The following is a 544-nucleotide window of genomic DNA, read 5'->3' as shown; positions in this document are numbered from 1 at the left end:
CTCTGCATGGATAGCTTGTTATTTACAGCAACCTCCGGTGCAAGCCGAGTTCTTAAAGCGCAACACGTTCGTTCGAATAACTTGTCGAACGCGGATACCGCAGGTTTCCGTGCGGATATGGAACGTGTTCGTAGCGTGGAGTTACAAGGCCCGGGCTTTGATGGCCGAACCATGGTGGTCACAAACTCTGCATCAACGCGTTTTGATTCTGGCGACGTTGTGAAAACAGGTCGTGCGCTCGACGTTGCCGTCATGGGTGAAGGTTACCTTGCGGTAGAAACGCCAGCGGGTAATGAGGCTTACACGCGTGCCGGTAACATTCAAATCGATACCTTTGGCGCAATGTCTATCAACGGGTTCCCGGTTGTGGGTGAAAACGGTCCGTTGGTGGTGCCTGATTATCAAAAAATCGAAATCAGTGAGCGTGGCCTTGTCTCGGTTATTCCACCGGGCGGCGGTGCAGAAATCGCAGTCGGCACATTGAAACTGGTGAAGCCAGAAATCAATCAGCTGCAAAAAGAGAGCGACAGCTTGCTTCACAGTG

Annotated in this window: 1 protein-coding gene; it reads left to right on the top strand. The window is 52.0% G+C overall.

Annotation, left to right across the window (positions count from 1 at the left end):
• Nucleotides 1-6: 6 nt before the first annotated feature.
• On the top strand, nt 7-544 hold a 538-nt coding region (locus tag R7Q46_RS29635; protein ID WP_318078648.1), incomplete at its 3' end, for a flagellar hook-basal body complex protein.

This window comes from Vibrio sp. 811 (assembly GCF_033339195.1).
The sequence above is the reverse complement of the archived record's forward strand: the minus strand, read 5'-3'. Positions and strand labels throughout refer to the sequence as shown.